This is a genomic window from Caulobacter sp. AVps18 (assembly GCF_058681425.1).
Genome location: NZ_CM178737.1, coordinates 73,529 through 92,311 on the forward strand (window position 1 = coordinate 73,529; position 18,783 = coordinate 92,311).

Below are 18,783 nucleotides of genomic sequence, written 5' to 3' on the forward strand. Positions count from 1 at the left end.
CTATGATCGATCCATAGCTGGCCGCAAACGAGTGCCAGCGCCTGCGGCCCCCGCCCATCGAATGTGGCTCGGACCCGCCTGTATCGAACGGATGTTCCCATGCAGGTGTTCACCTTTTTCTGCGTTGAATCCGACGGCTCGGTGCCGCGCTTTGACGTTGCCCCCTTCGCTGACGAGAACGCCGCCCGCCGGCGCGCCTTTGAGCTGATCGACATGCACCACCGCTGCGACCTGATCGAGGTCTGGCGCGGCGCAACCCGGGTGTTTGACGTACCCGCTGACCGCTCCGTGGCCGCCGCCTGATTTTCATCGACCGATGAATTATTGCGGCGCCTCATGGGCGGTGCTAAGCCATGGATCCGGATGGAGCGCCCTCCCCGGTGCCTCCCGATCTGGAGGCTCGACATGGACGCCCCGGTTTCCCGCCACCTGATACCCCCCGCTCCCAGGGTCCACGCAAAGGGCCAGACCAATCTGCGCGCCGCCTGGGCGATGATGCGCAACATGATCGGCGCCTGGTCAGAGGCCGACTTCGACACCCTGATGATCCCCTACACCTTCCTGGGGCAGCCGGGCCTGGTGGTCAGCGACCCGGCTGGCGTCAAGCACGTGCTGGGCGTCCAGGCGGGGCGCTATCGGCGGCCCTTCCAGATGCGCCGGCTGTTGCAGCCCATCGTCGGTGAAGGCCTGCTTCTCACCGAGGGCGAGGTCTGGAGGCGACAGCGCAAGGCCCTGGCCCCCGCCTTTACGCCCAAGTCCGTGGAAACCCTGCTGCCGCATTTCATCGCCGCCGCGGGGTCTCTGGCTGACGGCCTGGCCGGTCAGGACCGGGCCAATCTGAGCGAGACCTTCCATCGCGCCACTCTGGATGCGGTGCTGCGCGCCCTGTTCTCGCGCCCGGCGGCTGGCGAAGGCGCTCAACTGGCCTCCATTGCACGCGGCTACCTGCAAGGGCGCGCCAATGTGAACCTCTTTGACCTGCTGGCCCGGGCGCCGGGTGATTTCGGGTTTGCGGAACGCCCCCGTATCGCCCAGGGCGCGCGCTGGATGACCGCTGTCGCGGCCTTGATCGAAGACCGCAAGGCCGCCGCGCCCAGAGCCCAGGGCGGCGATCTCCTGGACAGCCTGCTGGCCGTCCGTGACGAGGATGGGGCTCACCTGCCCGACAGTGAAATCCGCGATCAGTGCGGGACCATGCTGGCGGCAGGGTTCGAAACGACGTCCCGCCTGCTGTTCTGGACGACCTATCTGCTGGCCCTAGATCCCAAGACCCAGACGCGGGTTCGCGCCGAAATCCTGGCCTTTCCACCGGACAGGATCCGCACCCTGGACGACCTTTCAGCCTGGCCCCTGACGCGATCGGTGCTGATGGAATCCCTTCGCCTCTATCCTCCGGCCCCGCTGATGAGCCGCCAGGCCATCGCCGAGGACGAGGTGCAGGGCTGCAAGGTCTCGCCGGGGCAGTTCATCACGATCAGTCCCTGGCTCATTCACCGCCATCGCAAGCTTTGGGATCAGCCGACCGCATTCCTCCCTGAGCGCTTTCTGGGCCATCCCTCGCCCTGGGGGATCGACGCCTTCATGCCCTTCGGCGCGGGCCCCAGGGTTTGCATCGGTGCCAGCTTCGCCATGGCCGAAAGCCAGATCCTGCTCGGCGGCCTGCTGTCGCGGTTCGAGATCGCCATGGGTGACGAGAGGCCCGTGATCCCGACGGCCAAGATTTCGCTCGGCCCCGATCACGAGCCGAACTTCCGGCTGACGCCGATCGCGCCAAAATAGACAATCGCGCAGCCTTGGGATGATCGATATTCTGCCAAGGCTAAGGCTCAAGACCCAGGGAAACCGCCATGACCGACGCCGCCCCTCGCCCCAATGCCGTCGCCGATGACAGCGCCCATGGCGGCCTGCAGATGTTCGTCACCGCCGGTCCGACCAGTCTTGTGGCCGACGTCAAGGTGGAGGCCGGCGGTCTCGACCTGGGGCCGGACCCGCACGATCTGGTCGCTGCGGCCCTCGCGGCCTGCACCACCATGACCCTGCGCCTCTATGCCAAGCGCAAGGCCTGGGCGCTCGGAGCCGTGCATGTGGAAGTTCGCAGCAGCCGCGAGCCGGACATGAGCCCGCCCGAGCGCTTCGACCGCGAGATCACCCTCGACGGCGACCTCGACGCCGAACAGCGCGAACGCCTGCTGGCGATTGCGGAGCTGTGCCCGATCCACAAGCTGCTGACCCAAGGGGCGCGGGTGGTGACGACGGTGGGGTGAGGCTGGGAGATCCTCCCCCTCTGGGGGAGGTGGCCCGAAGGGCCGGAGGGGGCTAGCTCGGCATTCGCCGCGAAGCCCCCTCAGTCGCTCTGCGACAGCTCCCCCAGAGGGGGAGCATCTGCCGCTCAGAACCCGTACAGCGCCGCATACTCCGCATCCTTGCCCGCGATCTGCCGGGCGCAGTCGACCATGACCTTGGCCTGTTTCCAGGTGGCGTCGTCCTGCATCTTGCCGTCCAGCATGGCGACCCCCGTGCCGTCGGGCATGGCTTCAAGGATGCGCTTGGCGAACAGCACCTCGTCGGGGGCCGGGCTGAAGACCTGCTTGGCGATGGCGATCTGGCTGGGGTGCAGGCTCCAGGCACCGGCGCAGCCCATCAGGAAGGCATTGCGGAACTGCTGCTCGCAGGCGACCGGATCGTCGATGGCCCCGAACGGACCATAGAACGGCTTGATGCCATGGGCAGCGCAGGCATCGACCATCTTGGCGAAGGTATAGTGCCACAGGTCCTGCTGCACCGAGACGCGCGGTGAGCCGTCGGCGTTCGGATCCTCAATGACGCGATAGCCAGGATGGCCACCGCCGACCCGGGTGGTCTTCATGGCACGGCTGGCGGCCAGATCGGCCGGGCCCAGCGAGATGCCCTGCATGCGCGGGCTGGCCGCAGCGATGGCCTCGACGTTCATCACGCCCTCGGCGGTTTCCAGGATGGCATGCAGCAGGATCGGCCGGGTGACCCCGTGCTTGGCCTCCAGCGAGGCCAGCAGCTGGTCCATGTAGAAGATGTCCCAGGGGCCTTCGACCTTGGGCACCATGATCACGTCGATCTTGTCGCCGGCCTTCTCGACCAGGGTCGCCACCTCGTCCAGGTGCCAGGGCGAGTTGAGGCAGTTGATCCGCACCCAGAGGCCCACATCAAGGGCCTTGAAATCGACCTCGCGCGACATCGCGATCGTGCCGGCCAGGGCCGCGCCCTTGGCGTCGGCGGGGATGGCGTCTTCGAGATTGGCCAGGATCACATCGACGGTCGGGGCGATCTCGGGCAGCTTGGCGCGGACCTTATCGAGGTGCGGCGGCACGAAGTGGATCATCCGCTCGACCCGGGCCGGCAGCTCGCGATACGGCGTCGGCGCACCGATGGCCAGGGGTTTGAAAAAGCCTCGTGCGGTCTTCATGCGCGTCTCCCCGAAATGCTGTTCTTTTCGCAGCTGCGAGAAGATTGCGGCGGCGCGGCATGAAGGTCAAGTCATCGTAAGTGATCGCCGTTCAGAAACCTCAACCCTTGGGCGGGGCCGACATCGCCGGCACGTCCTCGGGGTCTTCGCGTTCCAGGTCCAGAGCCGCGTCATTGCTCGAGGCGGCCTTGCCGGCCTTGGCCTTGCGGCGGCGGGTGGCGGGCTCCAGGCGCAGGCTGGTCAGGGCCTCGTCACCCTCCTCGCCGAACAGGCCGCGCAGGCGGATGTCGCGCTGCGGATAGGGGATCTCGATCCCGGCGTCGCGCAAAGCATCGTCGATGGCCCAGGTATAGGCCGCGAAAATCGCCGCCGGGCGACGCACCGCCTCGACCGTCGGCCAGACGATCAGTTCGAACTTCAGGGCGTGCTCGCCATAGCCGACCAGCCAGACCTGGGTGCGGCGCACGGCGTCGTCGGGAGAGGTGAAGGGCACGCTCTTGGCCGCCTTCAGCACCGCCTCGCGCACCTTCTGCTTGTCGACCCCAAAGGCGGTGACGAACGGCACGCGGATGCGGCGGTTGGTGTTGCGCAGGGTCCAGTTGATGACGAGATCGTTGACCAGCACCGAGTTGGGCACGATCAGGTCGGTGCTGTCATTGGTGCGGATGCGGGTGGCGCGCGGGCCGACCTCATGCACCACGCCGCGCTGGCCACCGGGCAGCTCGACGAAATCGCCCACCGCCACCAGCCGCTCGAACACCAGAGAGATGCCCGAAGCGAAGTCCTTGACCATGCCCTGCAGACCAAGGCCGACACCCACGCCCAGCGCCCCGGCGAACACCGCCAGCGAGGTCAGGTCCAAGCCCATGGTCGACAGACCGGCGACGAAGCCGATCAGCACCAGGCCATAGGTGACCACCTTCTCGACGATATAGAGCGAGGCCGCGCTGCCGGCGGCGCGGGCTCTGAGCTTCTGCAGCCCGGCCGCCACCAGTTGCGAGGCGATCAGGGCGACGGCCACGATCAGTACCGCCGCCGCCAGCCCGCCCACGGTGACCGAGGTCTTGCCCAGCCGGAGCAGTTCGAAGGTATCGAGTCGTTGCAGGGGATTGTCAGCCATGGTGACCACTGTGGGGGAGTCGGCGGCGGGGCTCAACCTCGCGCGGCTCTCATCGTCCCGCCCGGTGGAAAGCGCCTACCGACCGACCATCGCCAGACCCGCCTCGCTGTAGCGGTCGCCCTCGACAGCGGTTTCAGGCACGGCGGCGGCGATCCGGGCAAGGTCTTCGGCCGACAGGGCCAAGTCGACCGCACCGAGGTTCTCCTCCAGCCGGCTGAGCTTGGTGGTGCCGGGGATCGGGACGATGTCGTCGCCCTGATGCAGCAGCCAGGCCAGGGCCAGTTGGGCGGGGGTGATGCCCTTCTCGCCGGCGATCAGGGTCAGGGCTTCGACCAGCGACAGGTTGCTGGCCAGGGCCTCGCCCTGGAAACGCGGCAGGCCGCGCCGGAAGTCGTCCTTGGCCAGGCCTTCATTGCTGGTCAGGGCACCGGTCAGGAAACCCCGGCCCAGCGGGCTGTAGGGCACCAGGCCGATGCCCAGCTCGCGGATCGTGGACAGGATCTGGGCTTCAACACCGCGGGTCCACAGCGAGTATTCGCTCTGCAGGGCCGCTACGGGCTGGACCGCATGGGCCTTGCGGATGGTCTCGGCCCCGGCTTCGGAAAGGCCGAAATGCTTGACCTTGCCCTCGGCGATCAGGTCTCGCACCGTTCCGGCCACATCCTCGATCGGCACCGACGGATCGACCCGGTGCTGGTAGAGCAGGTCAATGGCCTCTACGCCCAGTCGCTTCAGCGAGGCCTCGGCCACCTCGCGGATGTGCTCGGGACGGCTGTCGACCCCCACCATCTTGCGCACGCCGGCCTCGTCGGGCGGCAGGATCTTGAAGCCGAACTTGGTGGCGATCACGACCTTGTCCCGGAAGGGCGCCAGCCCCTCACCGACCAGTTCCTCATTGACGAAGGGCCCATAGACCTCGGCCGTGTCGAAGAAGGTCACGCCCAGTTCGACCGCGCGGGCCAGCAGCTTGAAGGTTTCGGCCTTTTCGGGCGCCGGCCCATAGGCCCAGCTCATCCCCATACAGCCCAGCCCCAGGGCCGAGACCTCCAGACCATCGCCGAGTTTCCGCGTCTTCATGGGGCTGCTCCTGTTCTAAACCTGCTGACGCCCGGGCCGGGGGCGGCCAGGCGACAAACACAAGATGGCCCCTCTTCCGGCCTTAGGTAACCGCTTGCAGTCTCAGTGCACTCCTGAGCAAATTTCAGTAATGAACAATCGCCCGCTTTCAGACCTTGCCGTGTTTGCCCTGGTGGCCGAGCGTCGCAGTTTTCGCGCCGCCGCCCAGCAGCTTGGAGTGTCGGCCTCCGCCCTGAGCCACACCATCCGCAATCTTGAAACCCGGCTGGACGTGAGGCTGCTGAACCGCACGACCCGCAGCGTCGCCCCCACCGAGGCGGGCGAGCGACTTCTGGAACGGTTGAGGCCCGCTCTGAATGACATCGACGAGGCCCTGACCGAGATTGCGAGTTTTCGAGATCGACCATCAGGGCGGCTAAGGATCAATATCGCTCGCACAGCCGCGCGGCTGCTGATGGGCCCGCGCCTCGGCGGCTTCCTTCGGGCCCATCCTGACGTCAGGGTCGAACTCGTCTGTGATGACGGCCTGACGGACATCGTCGCCGGCGGTTTTGACTGCGGTGTCCGGCTGGGCGAGCGCCTCCAGGCCGACATGATCGCTACGCCACTGGGCGGCCAGGCCAGCCAGACACTCGTCGGATCGCCCCTATATCTGGCCGAGCATGGCGTGCCGATCGCGCCGGAAGACCTGACGCATCATCGCTGTCTTCTGGGTCGCCGTCCGACCGGCCAGCCCTGGCCCTGGGAGTTCGAACGCCAGGGCCGGCTGATCGTGGTCAATCCGCCCGGCGTGCTGGTCAGCGACGAGAATGAAGTCCTGCGCCGGGCCGCCCTGGACGGCGCGGGCCTGGCCTTCCTCTTCCGCGAGATGGTCGCCGACGACGTTGCGGCCGGCCGCCTCGTGGCGCTGCTGCCCGAGTGGTGCGAGCCCTATCCCGGCTTTTTCCTCTACTATCCCAGCCGCCGCCATCTCTCCCCGGCCCTGCGGGCCTTCATCGACTGGATGCGGGGGTAAAAAAATAGCGCGCCGTGTCGGACCGACAGGCTCAGGATCGTCCTCTGACGCAGACCGGACCATCCTGGATCCGCCGAGGAGCGCGCCATGCCCAAGATCAACCCGTTCCTGTGGTTCGACATCCAGGGCCACGAGGCCGCCGAATTCTATGTCGGGATCTTTCCCAATTCCCGGATCACCAGCGTCAGCCACTATGGCGAGGCGGGACCGCGACCGGCGGGCAGTGTGATGACCGTGAGCTTCGAGCTGGACGGCCCTGAACGGCGGACCGCACTTCACCTTTGACGAAGCGATCTCGTTCGTCATCGACTGCTAGGGCCAGGCCCAGGTCGACCACTCCTGGACCGCCCTCACCGCCGACGGCGGCAAGGCCGTGCAGTGCGGCTGGCTGAAGGACCGCTTCGGCCTGTCCTGGCAGGTGGTCCCCCGCCAGTTCATTGCCATAATGACCGACCCCGGCCGGGCCAAGGCCGGCCGCGTCGCCGCCGCCATGATGCAGATGGTCAAGCTGGACCTGCCGACCCTGCAGGCGGCCTAAGACGGTTAGGGCTTAAGCCGCCAGCGTGAGAAGGCTGCCGGGCGGCATGTCCTGGCGAACCTGTTGATCCAGATCCTCGGTCAGCTTGTCGAGGTCCTTGAGCTCATCCTCGGCCTCCTTGACCTCTTCGGAGCGCTCGAACTTGCCCGGCTGGGTCAAGATGCCCTTGGTCTTGGCGGTCTGCAGCTCTTCCCGCAGCGAGCGGCTGACCTCGCGGGTCATCTTGATGAACTCCTGGTCGCCCTGGACGTCCATCTTGGCTTCGTCCTCGACCTTGCTGCGCTGTGCGGCCGCGCCTTCGGGGTCGGTCGCGGCGTCGGGCAGGTTGGCGAAGTCCTGGGCGTAGAGCTCGCCGGCCTCCTTGGCGGCCTTGCCATAGTCCTTGACGGCAGCCTTCAGCTCCTTGGCCGCGGCGGCCAGGGCCTTGGCCAGGGCCTTGGGGTCGTCGGCGTAGATCTTCTTCAGCAGCTTCAATCGATCGACCACCTGCTGCAGCCGGGCCTTGGCGCGCCCCTTGGCGTCGCCGATGGCGTTTTTCTTGCCCAGCCGCATCTCTTTCTTGAGCTTGGCCAGCGCCTCGGCGGCCTCAGCCGCCTTCCTGGCCTCGGGCGAGTTGGGGGCCGGCGATGAGACCGCTGTCGCAGTCGCCGCCTGGCCTTTCGCATTCTTGGCATAGACGATCAGCGCCATAGCGCCCGCCTGCGTCCTCACCGTCACCATCGGCCTTCCAGCCTCCTGAGGCGGTTCTCCGCCTGTCTGGAGGCCAGACTTAGCAAGCCAAGGTTAAGTTAGGCCTTCTTGACGAACTCGACGCGCAACACCAGACCACGGACCTTCTCGACATTGGCCTCGATCTCGTCGGTATCGCCAGTCAGGCGGATGTTCTTGACCAGGGTCCCGCGCTTCAGGGTCACGCCGCCCGAGCCCTTGACCTTGAGGTCCTTGATCAGAGTCACGTTGTCGCCGTCGGCCAGGATGGTGCCGTTGCTGTCGCGGGTTTCGTCCGACATGGGGAAGTCCTTACAATATTTAGGGGCTTCCTAGAGGGAGCCGCCCGTTCAGGCAAGCCGCGCCCTACCCCTTGCGCCCCAGCGGGTGCTTGGACTTGACCACCTGCATCAGGTGATCTCCGGCCACGTGCGTGTAGATCTGGGTCGTGGCGATGTCGGCATGGCCCAGCAGGGTCTGGATCACCCGCAGATCGGCGCCGCCCTCCAGCAGGTGGGTCGCAAAGGCATGGCGCAGGACGTGGGGGCTGACCTTTTCGCGGTCGATGCCGGCGGCGATGGCGGCGTCTTCCAGCAGTTGCGAAACCCGCCGGGGGGTCAGCCGGCCCGAGGCCGAACGCGAGGGAAAGAGCCAGGGGCTGTCCTTGGTGCCCTTGGCCAGGAACTGCGGCCGGGCCGCCAGATAGGCACCCACCGCCGCCTTGGCCGGAGCATTCAACGGGGCCAGCCGCTCCTTGCCGCCCTTGCCCTTGACCATCAGGAAAGCCGGATCGCGGGCCATGGCGGTCAGGGGCAAGGCCAGAAGCTCGCTGATCCGCAGGCCCGAGGCGTAGAGCAGCTCGATCATCGCCGCCAGCCGCAGGCCCTGGCCACCGTCCTTCTTTGCCGCCGCCGCGATCAGGGCGTCGACCTCGGCGCGGGACAGCACCTTGGGCAGGGGCCGGCCGGCCTTGGGGGCGACCACGCGGCGGGAGGGATCATCCTGCCGCCAGCCCTCGCCCAGCACGAAGCGATAGAACTGTCGGGCGGCCGAGCGGCGGCGGGCGGCAGTGGCCGGCGACAGGCCCCGCGCGCCCAGGTCCTGAAACCAGGCCTCGATGGCCTCGGCGTCGGCGGTGTCGAGGTCGAGGCCCCGTCCGGCCAGAAAGGCGCGGGCGTCGTCCAGATCCTTGCCATAGGCGGTCAGGGTGTTGCGCGCGGCGGCGCGTTCAACGGCCATCATTTCGAGGAAGGCGTCGACCCAGCCGGCGGCGCTCATTTCAGCTGCAGGGCCAGCAGGCCCTCGACCACCACCGCCCGGGCGTCGGCGACGAGACCGGCGCGCAGCAGGGCCCGGGCCAGGGCGGCGCGGTCAGCGACGGCGGGCCCGGCCACGCCCGCATCGGCGGCGACCGCCAGGGCCAGCAAGGCAACCTCGCCCTGGCGACCGGCGACGGCGGCGTCGTTCAGCACCGTCAGGCGGGCTGGGGCAGCGGCTGACTTGCCCACCTCGAAGGTGGCGAGGCGGCCACGGGTATCCGCGTCCAGCGCGCCGCCCAGGGCCGCCAGCAGCAGGGTCGCGGACTGGGCGGGAGACTTCGCCCCGCCCTGCGCGCCCAGTTCGGCCAGGCGGCCCAGCAAGGCAGGATCAGCCTGGCCGGCCTTGGCCGACAGCATGGCGTCCAGCAGGGCCAGGTCCAGCGGCGACGCGGCCTCGGCCGGGATGCGCGAGCGGATGGCTTGCGCCGTGGCGGCATCACCGGCCGCAAGGGCCGCGCGGGCGAAGAGCACCGGGTCCTGCAAGGGTCCACCCGCCTGGGCCAGGGCGGCGATGGACGGAGCCGAGGTCCGCGCCGCCTCGACGAAAGCCGCCAGCCCCTTGGCCTGGCGCAGGAAGGCCAGGTCCGAGGTCTCGGCAGCCGCCAGATCCGCGCCGGGGGCCTCGAGCGGCGCGGCCACCACGGGCCTCAGCGCGCCGGACGCCGTGGCGGCGGCCGCGCGGATGTTCAGACCCAGCTTGCGCGACAGGGCATAGTTGATCCCGTTGCGCAGATTGGCCGCGCCGGGCGTGGGCGAGCCGGTGAGCAGCGCGCCCATCAGCCGGGCATAGTCGGCGTCCCCACCACCTTGCTTGGGGGTCTGTTGCTGGGCCAGGGCGAAGGTCAGTTGCGCCGCGTCGGCCTGACCGGCGCGAAACTGGCAAAAGGCCCGCAGGCGCAGCCAGTAGCCGGCCCCGCGCTCGACCGTCAGGGCCTCGCCGATGCGGCAGGCCTTGTCGTCGTCGCCCCGGATCAGAGCGGCCTCGGCCGCCGCCAGCGACAGGGCGGCGTTGGTGGGCAGGCCCGGCGCGCGGTCCAGCACCGCGTCGGCCCCGGCCGCCTCGCCCAGAGCGATCAGGGCCATGGCCCGCGCCGCGCCCATCTCGGGCGCATCGCCGACCCCGACCGGCCCGTTGGCGCCCGTGGCCACCACCCGCAGCGCCAGGGCGGCAAAGGCCGGCGAGAGCGGTTTGGCGGCCAGCCTGGGCAGAACCTCGCGGGCGATGCCGGGGGCGGTGTCCTTCCACAGGTCGGGCCCCAGATCCGTCTGGCCAGCGGGGGTGGAGAACAGGTCCGGCGGGGCCAGGGACTGAACCTGAACCTGGGCCAGGACAGGGCTGGCCGTCACGCTGGCCAGCAGGGCAGCCAGGATCGGGCGACAGGAAAAACGCATGCGAAACACCATGGACGACTTATGACGCAGGACGAGGTTCAGTGAAACTTGGCGCATCGGCCAAGCCTCGTGTAAACCCGCGACCGCATCATGACCGCCGACACACTTTCCCCCCTCCTGTCCTTGCGCAACCGCACCATCGTGCTGGTGGGCTTGATGGGCGTGGGCAAGTCCAGCGTAGGCCGCCGCCTGGCCACGGCGCTGGACATGCCCTTCCGCGACGCCGACAACGAGGTCGAGGACGCCGCCGGCCGCTCGATCCCCGAAATCTTCGCCGAGCTGGGCGAGGCCGCGTTTCGCGACGGCGAGCGCCGGGTCATCGCCCGCCTGCTGGAAGAGCCGCCGCACGTGCTGGCTACCGGCGGCGGAGCCTTCGTCAATGACGAGACCCGGGCCCTGATCAACGAACACGCCATCTCGGTGTGGCTGAAGGCCGATGTCGAGCTGCTGGCCCGCCGGGTCGGCCGCAAGGACACCCGCCCCCTGCTCAAGAACCGCAATCCTGTCGAGGTTCTGACCGAACTGGCCCAGGCCCGTTATCCAGCCTATTCGCAGGCCCATCTGCATGTTCAGACCGGCGATACGCCGCACGCCGTGGCGGTGGACGCCGTGATCAAGGCGCTGCGCGACCGCCAGGACCAGGAGTCCTTCCAGCCATGATCAAGACCGTTTCCGTGGGGCTGGGCGAGCGCGCCTATGACGTGGTGATCGGCACGGGGCTGATCGACCGGGCGGGCGAGGCCGTCGCACCCCTGCTCAAGCGCAAGCGCACCGCCATCGTCACCGACTCCATCGTCGGCGAGCATCACGGCGAACGGCTGTCGGCGGCCCTGGAAAAGGCCGGGATCGCGGTGGACGTCATCGTGCTGCCGCCCGGCGAAGAAACCAAGAGCTTTGCCGGCCTGGCCGATCTGTCCGATCAGCTGCTGGCCCTGGGGCTGGAGCGCGGCGACATGATCATCGCCTTCGGCGGCGGGGTGATCGGCGACCTGACCGGCTTTGCCGCCGCCATCTACAAGCGCGGTATGGACTTCATCCAGATCCCCACCACCCTGCTGGCCCAGGTCGACAGCTCGGTGGGCGGCAAGACGGCCATCGACACCCCGCGCGGCAAGAACCTGATCGGGGCCTTCCACCAGCCGCGCCTGGTCCTGGCCGATCTGGACATCCTGGCCACCCTGCCCGGCCGCGAAATGGCCTGTGGCTATGCCGAGGTGGTCAAGTATGGCCTGCTGGGCGACTTCGCCTTCTTCGAATGGCTTGAGGCTAACGTCAGCGACGTGCTGGAGCGCGACACCGCCGCCCTCGTCCGGGCCGTGGGCCGCAGCGTCGAGATGAAGGCGCAAATCGTCGCCGAGGACGAGAAGGAAGCCGGCCGCCGGGCCCTGCTCAATCTGGGCCACACCTTCGGCCACGCCATCGAGGCCGAGATGGGCTTTGGCGATGCCCTGAAACACGGAGAGGCCGTCGGGGTGGGCATGGCCCAGGCCTTCCGGTTTTCGGCCAGGCAGGGGCTGTGCTCGGCCCAGGACGCCGTCCGCGCCGAGGCCGCCATCAAGGCCGCCGGCCTGCCCACCCGCATGAGCGATGTGCGGCCGGAGCCCTTCAGCGCCGACGCCCTGATCGCCCATTGCGGCCAGGACAAGAAGGCCGAAGGCGGAACCCTGACCTTCGTCCTGGTCCGCGCCATCGGCGAGGCCTTCGTGGCCAGGGACGTCGACCGCGCGGCGCTACGGGCCTTCCTGATCGAGGACGGTGCCGCTGGCACCTGATGTCTGGACGGCGCGGGCTCAGGTTGCCAGCTTCGGAAAGTTATCCACAGGGCGGCGGGCTTTGGGCGGAGACCCAAAGCCCGCTTTCGACCCTGAGCGGACGTCAGCTCGAAGAGCCTTCGACCGCCAACCACCAAACCCGGGCTCGTACTTCGGCGAGAGCCGAGCTTTCATCATCATAGATACCGCAGTCGGGACCAGCGACGCCCCATGCGCTCGATGCAGCGCTTTTTGACTGCCTGCGATAGGTGGTGAGGCCGTCGCCACGGCGAACCACAACAACGCGTTCTTTGCCGTCAGGTCGCTCAAAACTGCCAAGGATGTGTTCGTCGGGCACAGCCCAATCTTAGAACTTCGAGCGTCCACCTTCCACCCTTGTCAGACATTCGCTGGGTCCGCTTCCAGGGTGATCGTGGAAGGTCCGGTTTCGGGCGGCGGGCTCATTTCCGCTCCCGACCCTTCTACGACTCTCACTTAGTCCGCTTGTGGGCCAAGGCCCAACGTCCTGAATCAGCGACACCTGATTCCGTTCCCGATCCTGAGCGGACACGTTCAGTCGGGCACCATCGTCCTGACTTGTCGATACTCGACACGCGCGTAAGGCCAAGCTATCTGTCAACATCGGTCGCAGGGAAAAGTACGATGCGCGCTACTGTCGTTATTACTTTAGGTATGCTGCTATTCGGCTCGTCTGTTTCAGCTCAATCGAAACTCTCATCCGACCAAAACAGTAAAATAGCTGCGACGGATGCGACGCAGATTGCTTTAGATTTATTTGATCGTATATGCGTTAAAACAAAAGATCATCTCTCCGCGAGAGAAATGGCGAGAGAAATGGGCTTTTTCTATATGCCGACGGAAATTTCCGTTCAGGCGGCTAACAAGGTCAAGGCCGAAGATGCTGCGATGCTGGGGAAGGGCGTCGATGGGACTATATTTACTGTACTGACAGGCACTTCACCGAGCGGTATTGCCGGATTTTCAAATGAAGTATGCGGCATCGGCTTGGCTCCAGGCGACAGCGACATGATGAACCGCCTCGAACAGTTCATGGCGGTTGGTAGCCCACAGGTACAGCAAGGCGTTCCTTGGATATGGTATCAGAATGCTCAAGGGACGCGGAAGCGCGTTGAGCAAGCATCCTTACGAGGTGAGGATGTAAAGCGAGGACTTCGCCCGCGCTCCGTCGCTGTCGATTCTATCCAAGTGGAATTCGGCCCGACGACACTGATTTTTCAGTTAGAAATTCGGCCAAAGGACTAAGGCTCCCGTCCGACAAAGCGGGCGATGAGGGCCTAGGGCCGCAAACCACCCTTCTCGGACGTTTGCGAGGTCCGCTTATCAGGCGATGGTCGGCCGTCCAGTTTCGGGCAGCGGGCTCAGATCGGTTTGCAACCGAGGCTGCGCAAAAACCCCGCCCCCCGCGATTTTCGAACCAACACTTTACCCCGCACCGCACCATCAGGCCTCGCCCGTGGCAGTGTTCACACAGCCTGGACCCACGGTGGACTGAACTGAACGGGAAGACCTCGACCGCGGCCCCTCAATTGCCAATCGCAGGCAACCATCCATCTGAGGCCAGGAGAATGCCGGCGGCCCGGACCATGTTCCAAAGGGTGTAGGCCAGAACCAGGATGAGCGCGGCGATGACGACGCGTCGGTTTCTGGCGAAGGCCGCCACTGAAGTACAAAGGGCAAAGACCACCACACCGACGATAATCCGGGGCGTCCACACCGCAGCCCAGGCGGGGTCAGACAGGGCCAGGGCTGCGAGCAACAACCAGACCATGGCGTTGGCCGCCAGCACGCACCCGAAAACCAGCCCCCGATGCGCCCAGAAATGTTCGTCCAGATCGATCCGCGTCTCAACGCCCTCGGCGCTGACCCGTGGAAAGGTCACGCTCGCGGCGATGTAAAATGTCGCGGCAATGACCAGGCCCAGCAACAGCAGGACCGGATTGAACGGCGCGCCCCGAAAGAACACCCACGCCTGGTTCCAGAAGGTCACCAGATCGACGGCGACGAAGAGCGCGAGCAGCGGCGTCAGCCAGCCAAAGCGCACCCGCTGGCGCTCATGCAGGACACGCGAAAAGCCGCCTACCAGTTCGGCGACCGAAAGGCCGAGAAGCAGCCCGTAGAAGCTGAAAAAGAACTCGAACGCGCTCAACCGGGCCTCCCGAACGGCAAGCCAACACCGTATTTGGGCGCGCTCAAGCTGTCGCCTGCAAACCGACCGGCGTCCGCGCCCGCAGCCCCGCCCTCACCCCCGCAGACGCGCCGGCGCGGTTATCGCGGCGGATCTGCCAGTTCCTTGGCCAGGCTCTCCAGCGACTTGTTGATCTTCTCAACCTCGTCCGGCGTCGGAATCCGCCGGCCCGCCACCACGCCTTCGAAGCGGATGCGTTCGCCGCCGGGGGCCGAGGCGTCGGGGATGGCCACGAGGCGGGCCCGGGGGGCGAGGGCAGCGGCGCTGACGCCGGCGGCCTCGGCCCGGGCCAGGGCAGCGGGGCTGAGCGCGGTGCCGGCGGCCAGCACCTCGGGCGGGGCGGCTTCCAGGGTGCGGGCGTCAGCGGCCAGCAGGATGTCGGCGGTCACGTCCTCGCCGCCGCGATACTTGCCCCTGAACGCCGCCAGCGTGCCTGACGGGCCGGTCCAGCGATAGAAGATGTGTTGCCCCACCTGCCGCAGCTTGACCAGGGTGGGTGCCCAGTAGGGCGAAACATAGCTGGCGTGATAGTGGGTGGCGACGCCCACATCCTTCATGACAAAGCCGTTCAGGGCCCGGCGGGCCACGGCCTGGGCTTTAGTCCACAGCACCGGATTGGGCTCGCGCGCCAGGGCGCCGTCGCAGGTGAAGCTGAACTGGCAGCCGGTCGAGCGCGCCGCGCCCTCATAGATCACGCCGCAGATCGACTTGGGATAGCCCGCATGGCGCAGGCGGTTAAGCACCGTCTGGGCCACGGCCTCCTGCCCGGCCAGGGGTTCGAACGCGGCCTCGTAATAGACCGCCTCGGTCAGGCAGCGCAGGGCCTTGACGCTGTCGCTGGCCGAGGCCCTGAGCACGAAGGGCTGGGCGGGGTCGATCGGCAGCGGGGCAGGACCGCGCAGCGCATTGATCAGCCGGGCTGTGTCGAAATCGGCGGTCGCATCGCCAAACCTTGGGATTTCGGCGAGGTCCAGCCGCTCCCAGCCGGGCACCCGCCCCCAATAGTCGACATGGGGCCGAGGATCGTGCCGGCGGGCCAGGGCCAGCATGGCCACGTCCATATCGGCAGCGTAACGGGCCAGATGGGCGTCGGAGAAACCGCGCGTCAGACTGGCCACGCCCTCCGCCCGGCCCGAGCCACGCGGCAGATAGAAGGTGGCGCAGGCGGCAAGGCCGCCGAGGACCATCAGTCCGACGGCGGCCCCCACAAGGCCCCGTGGCGCGGGCGCGCTCATGGAGCGAGCCCCTGGCGCTACTTGCCGCCCAAGGTGGCGCGGATCATCCAGGCATGTTTTTCGTGGGCTTGCAGGCGCTGGGTCAGCAGGTCGGCGGTGGCCTCATCGCCCGCCTCGTCAGCGGCAGGGAAGGCGGCGCGCAGGGTAGCGATGACCGTCTCGTTGTCGGTCTTCAGCTCCGCGAGCATCCCTTCCCAGTCCTGTTCGGGGTCGCCGTCCTTGATGCTGGAAAGATTTCCGAAGGCGGCGTAGCCCTGCGGGGCCAACTCACCCAGAGCGCGAATGCGCTCGGCGATGGCGTCCAACGCGGTCCACTCTTCGGTGTACTGACCTTCCAGCAAAACGTGCAGGGACTGGAAGTTGGGGCCCCTGACGTTCCAGTGATAGCCATGCGTCTTGAGGTAGAGCGCGTAGCTGTCGGCCAGCACCTTGTTCAGGCCGGCGGCGATCTCGCCGCGCTGCCTGGCGGTCAGTCCGGTGTTCGGGGTGGCAGCCATGATAATCTCCCGTGTTGGTGTTCTAGGTAAGCTCGTCCATGCTCTTGGCAAGCCTTGTTTGGCCGGAGAGCGACAATGGCGCCTCGAGACGCCCCACCGCGTAACGCTGAAGAGCCCGACCGGATTCACGGGTTGATAAGCGCCTGGCTGATCCCCCCGGTTCCACCGCCCTTCTGGCACTGCGCCATGGCGGCGATCATCGCCGTGGCCGCCGCCGTCCTGATGCGAATCACCCTGCTGGGCCTGAGCAGCGGGGTGGGCGCGACCCAGCCCTTTTTCCCGGCCATGGTGCTGGTCACGCTGTATGCCGGCTGGCGCTGGGGTCTGGTTCCCATCGCCAGCGGAGCGCTCTTTGGCTGGTGGCTGTGGGGCGGCCGCTATGGCCAGGGACTGGCGGAAGACGAAATCGCCACCCTGGTGATGTTCCTGACCTCGGCCGGGGCCACAATCCTGGTATCCGAGGGTCTGCGCAGCGCGGTCCGGGGCCTGGCCAAGGCCCGCATCGAGCAGCAGGACGCCGAGATGCGCCTGCAGGTCACCCAGTCAGCGGCCGGGGTCGGCCCGTGGGACTGGGATATCGTTTCCGACAACCTGCATCTGTCGCCCGCAGCACGGCTGAACCTGGGCCTGTCGCCCGATGACCCCATCGACTGGGAGGCCCTTGCCGCCCATGTTCATCCTGACGATCGTGACATGGTGCGCGAGCGCTTGCGGGCCGCTGTGCGCCAGGGCAGCACCTATGAGGTGGAGTATCGCCTGGCGGACCTGAGCCAGGGCGAGCGCTGGGTCCATGGGCGCGGCCAGGTGCAGCGCAACGAGGCCGGCCGCGCGGTGCGGATGCTGGGCCTGAACTTCGACGTCACCAGCCGCCGCCGCGACGAGGAGCGCTTGCGCGAGAGCGAGCTCCGCTTCCGCAGCCTGGCCGACAGCGCTCCGGCCCTGATGTGGGTGTCGGAGATCAATGGCCGGCGGGCTCTTGTCAACAAGGCCTATGTCGACTTCGCCGGCGTCACCTATGACGAGGCCCTGGCCCTGGACTGGCGCACCCGGCTGGACCCGCGCGACCTGCCGGCCATCCTCAGGGGCCAGATTGCGGGTGAGGGTTCGCGCCGCCCCTTCTCGCTCGAGGGCCGCTATAGACGGGCCGATGGCGAGATGCGCTGGCTCAAGTCGTTCTCCCAACCCCGCATGGCGCCCGGCGGCGAGTTTGACGGCTTCATCGGCATAGCCTTCGACATCACCGAGGCCAAGCAGGCCGAGGCCGACCTGGCCGGCGTCAACGAACTACTGGCCGACCGTGTGCAGGCCGCCATGGCCGAGCGCGACCAGGCCCAGGCCGCCCTCTTCCAGTCGCAGAAGCTGGAGGCCATCGGTCAACTGACTGGCGGGGTGGCGCACGATTTCAACAACCTGCTGACAGTGATCATCGGCGCGCTGGACGTGGTGGACCGTCATCCCGACGACGCCCCGCGGCGCGAGCGGATGCTGGCCGCCGCCCTGGCCGCCGCCAGGCGCGGGGAAAAGCTGACCCAGCACCTTCTGGCCTTCGCCCGCCGCCAGCCCCTGAGGCCGCAGGTGCGCGCCATCGACCGGATGATCGCCGAGAGCGAAGGCCTGCTGCGCCGGGCCCTGGGCGATGCCTATGGGTTTAGCCTGCGGCTGGGCGGCGGGGTGCGCTGCGCCCTGGTCGATGCGGGCCAGTTCGAGGCGGCCCTGCTCAACCTGGTGGTCAACGCCCGCGACGCCACCCCGGCCGGCGGCGAGGTGACCATCGAGACCCGCCCCGTCTCGCTCGAAGCGGCCATGGGCGAGCTGCCTCCGGGCCAGTATCTGCGCATCGCCGTCACCGACACCGGCTCGGGCATGGACGCCAAGACCGTGGCCCGCGCGGTCGAGCCGTTCTTCACCACCAAACCGCCCGGCGAGGGCACCGGCCTTGGCCTGTCGCAGGTCTATGGCTTCACCCGCCAGAGCGGCGGCACGGTAGATATCGAGAGCCGCCCGGGCCAGGGCGCGTCGATCATCATGCTGCTGCCCATCGCCCAGACGCCCGCCGACGGCGAGACCGGCCCTCGCGTTGATCATATCACGGGCCAAACCCCCGCCCGGGTGCTGCTGGTCGAGGATGACCCCCAGGTGGCCGAACTGGTCGGCGCGATGTTGCATGACCTGGGCCACTCGGTGGTGCGGGCCGGCTGCGTGGCCGAGGCGCTTGAGCGCCTGGACCAGGACACCGCCATCCAGTTGGTGCTCAGCGACGTGATCATGCCCGGCGGCCGCAGCGGCGTGGACCTGGCCGAGCATCTTGCCAAGACCCGCCCCGGTCTGCCCGTGGTGCTCTGCTCGGGCTATACCGGCGGCGACCAGGCCCGCGCCAGCGCCGGCCCCTGGCCGTTCCTGAGCAAGCCCTTCTCGCTGGACAACCTGGCCAGGGCCCTGACCGAGGCGCAGGGGGCCTGAGGGGC

19 protein-coding genes and 1 pseudogene are annotated in these 18,783 nt (G+C 67.6%); 10 read left to right on the forward strand and 10 right to left on the reverse strand.

Annotated elements, in window-relative coordinates:
* The first annotated feature begins 99 nt into the window (after nt 1-99).
* The 3 genes from ACW179_RS00240 (at nt 100) to ACW179_RS00250 (ending at nt 2,264) form a co-directional block, all read left to right on the forward strand.
* Entirely contained in the window at nt 100-303 is a 204-nt protein-coding gene (locus ACW179_RS00240; protein ID WP_492061782.1) for a hypothetical protein, read from the forward strand.
* A gap of 102 nt (nt 304-405) precedes the next feature.
* On the forward strand, nt 406-1,779 hold the full coding sequence (locus ACW179_RS00245) for a cytochrome P450 (protein WP_492061783.1): 1,374 nt from the start codon (nt 406-408) through the stop codon (nt 1,777-1,779).
* 68 nt (nt 1,780-1,847) lie between these two features.
* The gene (locus tag ACW179_RS00250) at nt 1,848-2,264 is read left to right on the forward strand and encodes an OsmC family protein (RefSeq protein WP_492061785.1); all 417 of its coding nucleotides are present in this window, start codon (nt 1,848-1,850) and stop codon (nt 2,262-2,264) included.
* A gap of 125 nt (nt 2,265-2,389) precedes the next feature.
* Here the strand turns inward: ACW179_RS00250 and ACW179_RS00255 are convergent, their stop codons facing one another.
* The 3 genes from ACW179_RS00255 to ACW179_RS00265 all read right to left on the reverse strand — a co-directional run bounded on the left by ACW179_RS00255 (nt 2,390) and on the right by ACW179_RS00265 (nt 5,636).
* Complete coding sequence (locus ACW179_RS00255) at nt 2,390-3,439, reverse strand: HpcH/HpaI aldolase/citrate lyase family protein (RefSeq protein ID WP_492061787.1); 1,050 nt, start codon at nt 3,437-3,439, stop codon at nt 2,390-2,392.
* Between the two features lie 100 nt (nt 3,440-3,539).
* Entirely contained in the window at nt 3,540-4,559 is a 1,020-nt protein-coding gene (locus tag ACW179_RS00260) for a mechanosensitive ion channel family protein (RefSeq protein ID WP_492061790.1), read from the reverse strand.
* Nucleotides 4,560-4,634: 75 nt separating this feature from the next.
* The gene (locus ACW179_RS00265) at nt 4,635-5,636 is read right to left on the reverse strand and encodes an aldo/keto reductase (RefSeq protein WP_492061792.1); all 1,002 of its coding nucleotides are present in this window, start codon (nt 5,634-5,636) and stop codon (nt 4,635-4,637) included.
* Nucleotides 5,637-5,766: 130 nt separating this feature from the next.
* On the opposite strand from ACW179_RS00265, the gene ACW179_RS00270 reads away from it, so the two are divergent.
* From ACW179_RS00270 to ACW179_RS00280, 3 genes and pseudogenes are all read left to right on the forward strand, one after another.
* Complete coding sequence (locus ACW179_RS00270) at nt 5,767-6,651, forward strand: LysR family transcriptional regulator (protein ID WP_492061794.1); 885 nt, start codon at nt 5,767-5,769, stop codon at nt 6,649-6,651.
* An 87-nt stretch (nt 6,652-6,738) separates the two neighbouring features.
* The gene (locus tag ACW179_RS00275; protein WP_492061796.1) at nt 6,739-6,936 is read left to right on the forward strand and encodes a VOC family protein; all 198 of its coding nucleotides are present in this window, start codon (nt 6,739-6,741) and stop codon (nt 6,934-6,936) included.
* Nucleotides 6,937-7,018: 82 nt separating this feature from the next.
* Nucleotides 7,019-7,189: pseudogene (locus tag ACW179_RS00280) on the forward strand (VOC family protein); the annotation flags it as partial.
* 12 nt (nt 7,190-7,201) lie between these two features.
* Here ACW179_RS00280 and ACW179_RS00285 read toward each other — a convergent pair.
* From ACW179_RS00285 to ACW179_RS00300, 4 genes are all read right to left on the reverse strand, one after another.
* Nucleotides 7,202-7,909 (reverse strand): hypothetical protein, encoded by a 708-nt coding sequence (locus ACW179_RS00285; RefSeq protein ID WP_492061798.1) that lies wholly within the window; start codon nt 7,907-7,909, stop codon nt 7,202-7,204.
* A gap of 68 nt (nt 7,910-7,977) precedes the next feature.
* On the reverse strand, nt 7,978-8,199 hold the full coding sequence (locus ACW179_RS00290; protein ID WP_056440777.1) for an alkylphosphonate utilization protein: 222 nt from the start codon (nt 8,197-8,199) through the stop codon (nt 7,978-7,980).
* Between the two features lie 64 nt (nt 8,200-8,263).
* Nucleotides 8,264-9,175 (reverse strand): site-specific tyrosine recombinase XerD, encoded by a 912-nt coding sequence (locus ACW179_RS00295; protein ID WP_492061800.1) that lies wholly within the window; start codon nt 9,173-9,175, stop codon nt 8,264-8,266.
* Nucleotides 9,172-10,608 (reverse strand): hypothetical protein, encoded by a 1,437-nt coding sequence (locus ACW179_RS00300; protein ID WP_492061802.1) that lies wholly within the window; start codon nt 10,606-10,608, stop codon nt 9,172-9,174. Before ACW179_RS00300 ends, ACW179_RS00295 begins: the two co-directional genes overlap by 4 nt.
* 90 nt (nt 10,609-10,698) lie before the next feature.
* Between ACW179_RS00300 and ACW179_RS00305 the strand changes: the two genes are divergently transcribed.
* The 3 genes from ACW179_RS00305 (at nt 10,699) to ACW179_RS00315 (ending at nt 13,643) form a co-directional block, all read left to right on the forward strand.
* Nucleotides 10,699-11,268 carry a shikimate kinase gene (locus ACW179_RS00305; RefSeq protein ID WP_492061804.1) on the forward strand — a complete coding sequence of 190 codons (570 nt, stop codon included), beginning with the start codon at nt 10,699-10,701 and terminating at the stop codon, nt 11,266-11,268.
* A complete protein-coding gene (gene aroB, locus ACW179_RS00310) occupies nt 11,265-12,380 on the forward strand; it encodes a 3-dehydroquinate synthase (protein WP_492061806.1) in 1,116 nt (371 codons plus the stop codon). The genes ACW179_RS00305 and aroB overlap by 4 nt, the downstream gene beginning before the upstream one ends.
* Before the next feature lie 642 nt (nt 12,381-13,022).
* The gene (locus ACW179_RS00315; RefSeq protein ID WP_492061808.1) at nt 13,023-13,643 is read left to right on the forward strand and encodes a hypothetical protein; all 621 of its coding nucleotides are present in this window, start codon (nt 13,023-13,025) and stop codon (nt 13,641-13,643) included.
* 280 nt (nt 13,644-13,923) lie between these two features.
* Here ACW179_RS00315 and ACW179_RS00320 read toward each other — a convergent pair whose 3' ends face one another.
* The 3 genes from ACW179_RS00320 to ACW179_RS00330 form a co-directional block, all read right to left on the reverse strand.
* Nucleotides 13,924-14,547, reverse strand: coding sequence for a hypothetical protein (locus ACW179_RS00320; RefSeq protein ID WP_492061810.1), 624 nt, complete (start codon nt 14,545-14,547; stop codon nt 13,924-13,926).
* A gap of 119 nt (nt 14,548-14,666) precedes the next feature.
* Nucleotides 14,667-15,821, reverse strand: coding sequence for a cell wall hydrolase (locus ACW179_RS00325; protein WP_492061812.1), 1,155 nt, complete (start codon nt 15,819-15,821; stop codon nt 14,667-14,669).
* 17 nt (nt 15,822-15,838) lie between these two features.
* Nucleotides 15,839-16,318 (reverse strand): Dps family protein, encoded by a 480-nt coding sequence (locus ACW179_RS00330; protein ID WP_492061814.1) that lies wholly within the window; start codon nt 16,316-16,318, stop codon nt 15,839-15,841.
* Between the two features lie 75 nt (nt 16,319-16,393).
* Between ACW179_RS00330 and ACW179_RS00335 the strand changes: the two genes are divergently transcribed.
* Nucleotides 16,394-18,778 (forward strand): hybrid sensor histidine kinase/response regulator, encoded by a 2,385-nt coding sequence (locus ACW179_RS00335; protein ID WP_492061816.1) that lies wholly within the window; start codon nt 16,394-16,396, stop codon nt 18,776-18,778.
* The last annotated feature ends 5 nt before the right edge of the window (nt 18,779-18,783 follow it).

Bases quoted from the DNA above. Each gene is read 5' to 3' on its own strand.
- ACW179_RS00315 (WP_492061808.1), top strand. From the start codon at position 13,023: ATGCGCGCTACTGTCGTTATTACTTTAGGTATGCTGCTATTCGGCTCG.
- ACW179_RS00300 (WP_492061802.1), bottom strand. From the start codon at position 10,608: ATGCGTTTTTCCTGTCGCCCGATCCTGGCTGCCCTGCTGGCCAGCGTG.
- ACW179_RS00335 (WP_492061816.1), top strand. From the start codon at position 16,394: ATGGCGCCTCGAGACGCCCCACCGCGTAACGCTGAAGAGCCCGACCGG.
- ACW179_RS00260 (WP_492061790.1), bottom strand. From the start codon at position 4,559: ATGGCTGACAATCCCCTGCAACGACTCGATACCTTCGAACTGCTCCGG.
- ACW179_RS00255 (WP_492061787.1), bottom strand. From the start codon at position 3,439: ATGAAGACCGCACGAGGCTTTTTCAAACCCCTGGCCATCGGTGCGCCG.
- ACW179_RS00295 (WP_492061800.1), bottom strand. From the start codon at position 9,175: ATGAGCGCCGCCGGCTGGGTCGACGCCTTCCTCGAAATGATGGCCGTT.
- ACW179_RS00245 (WP_492061783.1), top strand. From the start codon at position 406: ATGGACGCCCCGGTTTCCCGCCACCTGATACCCCCCGCTCCCAGGGTC.
- ACW179_RS00290 (WP_056440777.1), bottom strand. From the start codon at position 8,199: ATGTCGGACGAAACCCGCGACAGCAACGGCACCATCCTGGCCGACGGC.
- aroB (WP_492061806.1), top strand. From the start codon at position 11,265: ATGATCAAGACCGTTTCCGTGGGGCTGGGCGAGCGCGCCTATGACGTG.
- ACW179_RS00305 (WP_492061804.1), top strand. From the start codon at position 10,699: ATGACCGCCGACACACTTTCCCCCCTCCTGTCCTTGCGCAACCGCACC.
- ACW179_RS00265 (WP_492061792.1), bottom strand. From the start codon at position 5,636: ATGAAGACGCGGAAACTCGGCGATGGTCTGGAGGTCTCGGCCCTGGGG.
- ACW179_RS00325 (WP_492061812.1), bottom strand. From the start codon at position 15,821: ATGAGCGCGCCCGCGCCACGGGGCCTTGTGGGGGCCGCCGTCGGACTG.
- ACW179_RS00330 (WP_492061814.1), bottom strand. From the start codon at position 16,318: ATGGCTGCCACCCCGAACACCGGACTGACCGCCAGGCAGCGCGGCGAG.
- ACW179_RS00240 (WP_492061782.1), top strand. From the start codon at position 100: ATGCAGGTGTTCACCTTTTTCTGCGTTGAATCCGACGGCTCGGTGCCG.
- ACW179_RS00250 (WP_492061785.1), top strand. From the start codon at position 1,848: ATGACCGACGCCGCCCCTCGCCCCAATGCCGTCGCCGATGACAGCGCC.
- ACW179_RS00285 (WP_492061798.1), bottom strand. From the start codon at position 7,909: ATGGTGACGGTGAGGACGCAGGCGGGCGCTATGGCGCTGATCGTCTAT.
- ACW179_RS00275 (WP_492061796.1), top strand. From the start codon at position 6,739: ATGCCCAAGATCAACCCGTTCCTGTGGTTCGACATCCAGGGCCACGAG.
- ACW179_RS00270 (WP_492061794.1), top strand. From the start codon at position 5,767: ATGAACAATCGCCCGCTTTCAGACCTTGCCGTGTTTGCCCTGGTGGCC.